The organism is Streptomyces sp. NPDC005648 (assembly GCF_040605395.1).
Classification (GTDB): Bacteria; Actinomycetota; Actinomycetes; order Streptomycetales; family Streptomycetaceae; genus Streptomyces.
The window spans coordinates 45,963-52,696 of record NZ_JBEXCS010000071.1 but is presented as its reverse complement, the minus strand read 5'-3'; the positions used below and the strand labels follow the sequence as shown (position 1 = coordinate 52,696).

Annotated in this window: 3 protein-coding genes; all 3 read left to right on the top strand. The window is 68.4% G+C overall.

Annotation, left to right across the window (positions count from 1 at the left end; genetic code table 11):
- Window positions 1–324 precede the first annotated feature (324 nt).
- The 3 genes from ABZT17_RS32245 (at window position 325) to ABZT17_RS32235 (ending at window position 6,709) form a co-directional block, all read left to right on the top strand.
- The gene (locus ABZT17_RS32245) at window positions 325–1,830 is read left to right on the top strand and encodes an ATP-binding protein (RefSeq protein ID WP_356354039.1); all 1,506 of its coding nucleotides are present in this window, start codon (window positions 325–327) and stop codon (window positions 1,828–1,830) included.
- A gap of 374 nt (window positions 1,831–2,204) precedes the next feature.
- Window positions 2,205–3,101 (top strand): S-4TM family putative pore-forming effector, encoded by an 897-nt coding sequence (locus tag ABZT17_RS32240; RefSeq protein WP_356354037.1) that lies wholly within the window; start codon window positions 2,205–2,207, stop codon window positions 3,099–3,101.
- Complete coding sequence (locus ABZT17_RS32235; protein ID WP_356354035.1) at window positions 3,098–6,709, top strand: tetratricopeptide repeat protein; 3,612 nt, start codon at window positions 3,098–3,100, stop codon at window positions 6,707–6,709. Before ABZT17_RS32240 ends, ABZT17_RS32235 begins: the two co-directional genes overlap by 4 nt.
- Window positions 6,710–6,734: the final 25 nt, after the last annotated feature.

The window sequence follows — 6,734 nt, the reverse complement described above, 5'->3', positions numbered from 1 at the left end:
AGCAGCCCACGTCAGGGCAGACAGAAGCACCCCGGGCGCGCCACGGGATTTACCACGCCCCCGGCGCGCGCCGAAGGCGCGCTGCGCTGCTGACCAGGCATTTTGTTGCCCGGGTGCAGGTTCTTGCTTCCCGTCTGGATCGGCCCTCATCTAGGCGTTTCTGGCTGTTCCTGACCGCTACTGGTCACGCGCTGGTCAGGTGTCCGTTCCTTGGCAGCGGTCGGTCAAGTGTGGCGAGGTCGATCGGTGGGGAATTCGAGTACGACGAAATTCGTCGAAGTAGAGTTAGACGTAATCCGTCGTGGTCGAGGTGTAGGAGGGCGAGTGAGGAAGAGCCAACCGGCCAAGCCGGACGACGTGGTCCACCGGGACCGGGAGTGGGATCTGCTCGCCGAGTTCCTCACTGATCCGGACCCGGCGATGCGGCTCGGCATCGTGTCGGGGCGGCGACGGCATGGGAAGTCGTACCTTCTGCAGGCCCTGTCCGAGCAGGTCGGCGGTCTGTATGTCACAGCGGTCCGGGAAGAGGGGAGGCTGCCCGCGATTCAACGGTTCAGTGACGCGGTCGCCACGCATGCCAGTCTGAGGCCGGGCAGTCTGCGCCTGACCGACTGGCGTGACGTGTTGTCCAATGCGCTTGATGTGACGGGCCGCTCGGCGCATCCGCTCCTGGTGATCGACGAGTTGCCCTATCTGCTCCAGCACTCGCCCGAGATCCCGGGACTGCTTCAGCAGCTTTACGACGAACGCCAGCGCGGCGCCCGGCGTGGTGACGGGCCTGGTCCGCGGCTGATCCTGTGCGGCTCCGCGATGAGCGTCATGCACGAACTGCTCTCGGGAACCAAGCCGCTACGGGGACGTGCCGTGGTCGATCTACGGCTGGGCGCCTTCGACTACCGGGACAGCCGGGACTTCTGGCAGATCGCAGACCCGTTGACCGCACTGAAGGTGCACGCGGTCCTGGGTGGCGCCCCCGGCTACCGGCCGGTGGCGGGTCGGCCCCATCCGGACGACGGCTTCGACACCTGGCTCACCCGGACGCTGCTCGACCCGGGGCGGGCGGTGTACTCGCGCACCGAGACCGAGTACCTGCTGCGCGAGGACCCGAGGATCACGCAGCACACCCTCTACTACGACATCCTCACCGCGATCGCGAACGGCGCCAGCACCCCCAGCAAGATCGGTGCCGCCCTGGAGCGTCCGCGCAACGCCGTCGCCCACCCTCTCGGAGTGCTGGAGTCCACCGGCTACATCCGACGGGAACAGGACATCCTCCGCTCCAAGCACCCCGTCATCACGCTCGCCGACCCCGTCATCCGCTTCAACCAGCTCGTCACCCTCCCGCAGGCTGCCGCCGTGGAGCAGGGCTTCGCCGAGCAGGTGTGGCGGCAGGCCGCTCCGACTTTCAACTCCAAGATCCTCGGACCGCACTTCGAGGATCTTGCCCGCGACTTCACCCGCCGCTACGCCCACACCCTGCTGCCCGCTGGACTGCCCGGCCCGGTCGGCACCGCAGAGGTCGCCGACCAGGCCGCCCGGACGAAGCACGAGGTCGATGTCATCGCCCTGGCCGCCGGTGAGCGCCCGCAGGCTCCCCGTGCGAGGATCGCGCTGCTGGGCGAGGCCAAGGCGACTGCCGCCCGTCGGGGAACCGGTGACCTGGAGCGCCTGGAACGTATCCGTGCCCTGCTTGCTGATCAGGGGTACGGCACCGCCACCACCACCCTGGCCCTGTACTCCCTGCACGGGTTCTATCCCGACTTGGTCGACCTGGCCGAGCGTCGTGACGACCTCCTTCTGGTTGATCTGTCCGCTCTCTACGGCAGCTGACATCGACAGCCTGCGCTTGTGCCGACGCTCGCTGAGCCACGGGTGGAACCTTCTTGAGCCGTCCTGTCCCGCCGAAGACACCGGCCTCCCTCCCGGTCGGCTCGCCGCCGTCAACAGGGCCTCCGCCGACGTTCCAGGTCCGGGCGGCGGTGTCCTCCCGAGCGGCGTGAATCATGCCCCTGGTGTCTGCCGCACCCCACGTTCTTCTCTCAGCTGGACCGACCGGTGCGGAGAGATTTCATCCTCGCGGACGTAGAGGTTGCCGAGACGGTCGGGGCGGGCGCACAGTCAGTTACCGGGGACGACTGACCGTACCGCCAGGGCCACCAGACGTGTGAAACTCGCTGCGTAGATCTGCATACGGGGGAGGGACGTTGGCGAGCACTCATCCCATCGCGGACCGGCAGGAGAGCGCCGCGGCCATGCGCGTGCTCAAGGCCATCGCCGTGGCCCATTTCCGCAACCAGCGGGCGCAGACGCTGAGTCTGGGAGTCTCGGTCGCCCTGGCCGCCGCCGGCCTGCTGACCGGCTCGGGTTCGCGGTACGGCACCGCCATCACTCTCGGTGGCACGTTTTGGGCCGCACTCTACATAGGAGTGATGGCGCCCTGGGCCGAGCGGTACCTGCGGATCGCTGCGACTCTTCAGGAGATGTTCGACGCCGATGTGCTCGGCCTGCCGTGGAACAGCGTGGCGGTCGGGAACCGGATCGGCGACGACGAGGTGAGTCGGCTCAGTCGGCGCTTTCGCGGCGCTGAGGACCGGCTGCGGGGCTACTACCTCGCGGTGGACGCCGCCGCGCCTTATGACGTGCTCTTCTGCCTGGAACAGAACCTGGCCTGGGGGTCCCGGATCCGGCTTCGCTTCGCTCAGCTGATGCTCGGCGTACTGGTGCTGTGGTCTGCGGCGGGTGTCCTGCTGACCCTCGCCGCTGGCGGGACGTTGAGCCGGCTGGTCACCGGGTGGTTCGTTCCCTCGCTCGGCCTGCTGCTCCTGTGCCTGGAGATGTACCGCACGCAGATGACGAGCGTTCGGGAAAGGCTGCGCGTCCTCGGGCTGGTGCGTGCGGTCATCGACGACCCCACGTCACCGGTGATCACGGCACAGGACGCGCTGACCTGCTTCGCCCGCCAGGTCCAGGACACGCTCTATCAGCTGAGACGGCTCCAGCCGCGTCTGCCGGCCTGGTACTTCCGGCGCTACCACGACCAGGACAAGGGCGATTTCCAGATCAGGATGCGCGAGCTGGAATCGAGGTTCCCCCGGTCATGACCGTCCTGGAGGAGCTGACCCGTGAGTTCGGAGACCCCGACGTAGCGTCGGTGATCATCGAGTCGTTGCGCGACAACGACCTCAAGATCCGTAGCGGCACCTTTGAGGAAGGCAGTCACGGCTTCACCGGGGCACGGCTGGCGAAGGCGCTGGTGGAACACTCCTCAGGGCCGCCCGAACCGAGTTGGTGTGTGATCAAGTACTGTCCGGCGGTGCCGTTGAAGCACAAGCGGGAGAGCCGACGGCATTGGGCGGCCCTGCGGGAGGCACCCGAAGAATTCCGCCGACAGCATCTCGCCGAGATTGCCTTCCCAACGGTCAGCTGTTCCCAGGACGCTTTCGTCGTCGGCCAGTTCGAGGCCGACGGCATTCCGCTGGGGAAGGCGGATCCCGGCCAACTCGCCGACGCCTGCAAGACGATCTGGCGCACGATGCTCCTGGGGTGGACCGGTAAGGACTACAACAGTGAGCAGACGACGGTGGCAGGGTTGCTGACCCGCGAACTGGGCGACGGCTTCAAGACCGACGGGTGGCTGCACGACTGGGCGCGAAAGCGCGGCCTGTTCACGCCCGACCTCCTGGAACTGCCGGGTGAGAACGAGCCGTTGCCCAACCCGTGGCGGCTGTTCACCAAGGACACGCCCGCGACACGGAGGGAGATCCACTGTCTGGTGGGCAGGACGCACGGCGACCTGCACGGGGACAACATCCTTGTGCCTGCGTACGACGGGATCGTCGACGCGAACCACTTCCGGCTGATCGACCTGGCCACCTACGAAGCGCGAGCACCGCTGAGCCGGGATCTCGCCGCTCTGCTGGTCTCGCTCTGCTGGCGGGAGATCGGAAAGTGCTCTCCGGGCATCCAGTCGACGTTCCTCACCTATCTGGTGCGCGACAAGCGCGACAAGCGCCTCGATGACGGTATGCACGGCTGGGTGCGAAAGATCATTGACGCGCTTCGGGGGCCCGCATTCCAGTTCGTCCTCGACAGACGCGGGGATCCGGAGCACTGGCACAGGCAGTTGAAGGTCTCCCTGCTCGCGCAGGCGATGCTGCACAGTGCGTACTCGACCGGTACGCCCGATGCCCGCCGTTGGTGCGCACGGCTCGCGGGGCGGCTCACCCGGGTTCTCCTGGGGCCGGTGAACCCGTCGGCAGCCAGGCCGGAGTTCTTCGACGCGGGAGAGGACCTCGGCAAGACCGGCAAGGTGGCGACGCGGACCACCGGTCGGCCGAGGCGGGGCACATCCGTCTTCGTCGACCGCACGGATCCGTGCGGTGATCTTCGCGCGGCGCTGGGCGACAGGGCCACCTCCGTGATCGTGGTCAGTGGCCCAGCCGGGATAGGCAAGACGGCGCTGGTGCGCGAGGTGCTCGCCGACCTGGGCTGGACGGATCCGGACAACGAGTCCTCGGCGGTTCGTTGGCACGACGCCACACCGTACGGGGAGATCGGCGTGGCGACCCTGGTCGAGGACATCGAACCACCCGGGTCACGCCGGGCGGTTGGCCCCTACGCGCGGGCACGCCTGGAGATCGCCCTGGACTGCCTTGGCGCAACCGATGGCTTCCCGCGGGTGATCGTGATCGACTCGGCGGAGAACCTTCTCGGGGACGGGCACGTCCTGAGCGACTCGGAGCTCGACCTCGCGCTGGAGATCGTGCAAGGCCGGCCGAACCCGCATGTCAAGGTCGTTTTCGTGACGCAGCACATGCCCGTGGCGACGACAGGCACGGCGTGGACGGAGAAGGCGGTCCACATCAGCCTCAGCGGGCTCGAGCCACCGTCGCTGCGGGAGCATTTCTCCGCCCTCGACCCGAGCGACACGTACGGACTGGCCGGCCTGCCGGAGAACGATCTGCGAAGCGTTCACGGTCGTCTGGCCGGCAACCCGCGGCTCGCCGAACTGCTCTCCGCGGTCATCAGCAGCGATCCGCCGGGGCTACAGGTCCACGAGGTCAGAGCGTGGCTGTCCGCCAAGCCGGCGAGCGAGGTGCATCAACGCTTGGTGCACATGTTCGTCGACCGCCTTCCCGCAGATCAGCAGCGGGTGGCTGAGGGGCTGGCGGCGCTCGGCATTCCGGCCGGTACCGAAGCCGTCATCGGCATCCTGGAGCCGTATGTGCCGGCGCCCCGGATCGAGCCGGCCCTGCGAGCGCTCGTGGCGGCCGGTCTCGTCCTGGAGGTCCGGGACGGTCGCCGGTATCTGCGAAAGAGCGAGACCGAGGCGGTCCTCAGCCGCCTGGCCGCTGGTGACCGGCAGGGGGACGAGGGCGAGCTGCTGACCCGGCGCGTCCTCCTGGTGCGAGCGGCCAAGGTGTTGCGGGGCATGCAGAAGGACGACGACAACGTCCACGGCCTGGTCGACCTGCACGCGCACTTCGCGCGCGTCGACGTCTGGCTCCGGGCCGGACTGTACGACTCCGCGTACAGCGTCATCGAGGCGATGGAGGAACTGGTGGACCGCTGGGGCAGTGGGACCGAACTGCGGACCCAGCGGGAAGCCGTGCGCGGCCGGCTCGGTGACGAACGGGGAGCCGAGACGGCGAACCTCGCCGCGCTGGGGGACATCTACTCGTACGGTGGCGACTTCGCCTCGGCCCGGTCGGCCTACCGGACCGCGCTCAAGATGGCTCAGGAAGACCAGGACCGTGAGGTGATACGCGGTATCCACATCGGCCTGGGCACCATGTTCTGGGAACACGGCCGCCTTGAGGACGCCGAGAAGCACTACGGATGGGCCTGGGCGCTGGCGGGCGAGGACGATGACGACGGCGGAGACCGTGCCGCCGCGCTGACCGGACTGGCCGACTGCCGACAGCGGCAGGGCAGCTACCGGCGCGCGATCAAGGACGCCCTCGCGGCTTTCGAAGCCGCCCACGAGATCGATCCCGAACTGGCGTCCGGCGCCGCGCTGCGGCTGGCCCGGTGGTACGCCGAGCTGAACGCGATCCCGGACGCGCTGACGATGCTGGTCAGGTGTGGCGAGCTGGCCACGGCCCGCCCCGATCCCACGCTCCAGGCGGACCTGCTCTGCGCGACGGCCGAACTGTACCTCTACAAGGACAGCTACGGTGAGGCGCGAAGGGCGGTCGAGCAGGCGATCGGTATCGCACGCGACCACAGGGACCCGATCAACCTGCGGCGGTCGCTCACCGTACTGGCCCTCACGCACATGCACTTGGGCGATCTCCCGGCGGCCCGGAAAGCGATCGAGGAGTCGGCCCGCTACCGGGTGGCCGGCAAGGAGACCGTGGAACTCGCGCTGCGGGGGATCATTGCGCACCGCTGCGGTCTCCCCGGCACCGCGAGGGATCTCTTCCAGCAACTCCACGACGAGACCGGCCAGCGCATCAGGGCGGACGTGCACGACCTGGTCGCGTGGGACTTCACCGGTGTCGCCCGGTGTTATTCGGTCCTCGTCGGCGACACGGAACCCGCGACGGCACTGGAGGCGTTCCGTCGGGCACGCCCTGAGCCGGCCGAGCGGACGCCCGGGCTGGACGACCGGCTGAGGTTCATGGTGGAGGTCCTGGCCAACGGCGATCCACGCCTCGAACCGGTCCTCACGCAGCTGGCGCGCATGCGACCGGGCCGCTCCGGCTAGGGCCTGTCCGGCGGATCAGGTCGCA

Excerpts from the sequence above, each read along its gene's own strand:
- ABZT17_RS32235 (WP_356354035.1), top strand. The coding sequence starts at position 3,098 with ATGACCGTCCTGGAGGAGCTGACCCGTGAGTTCGGAGACCCCGACGTA.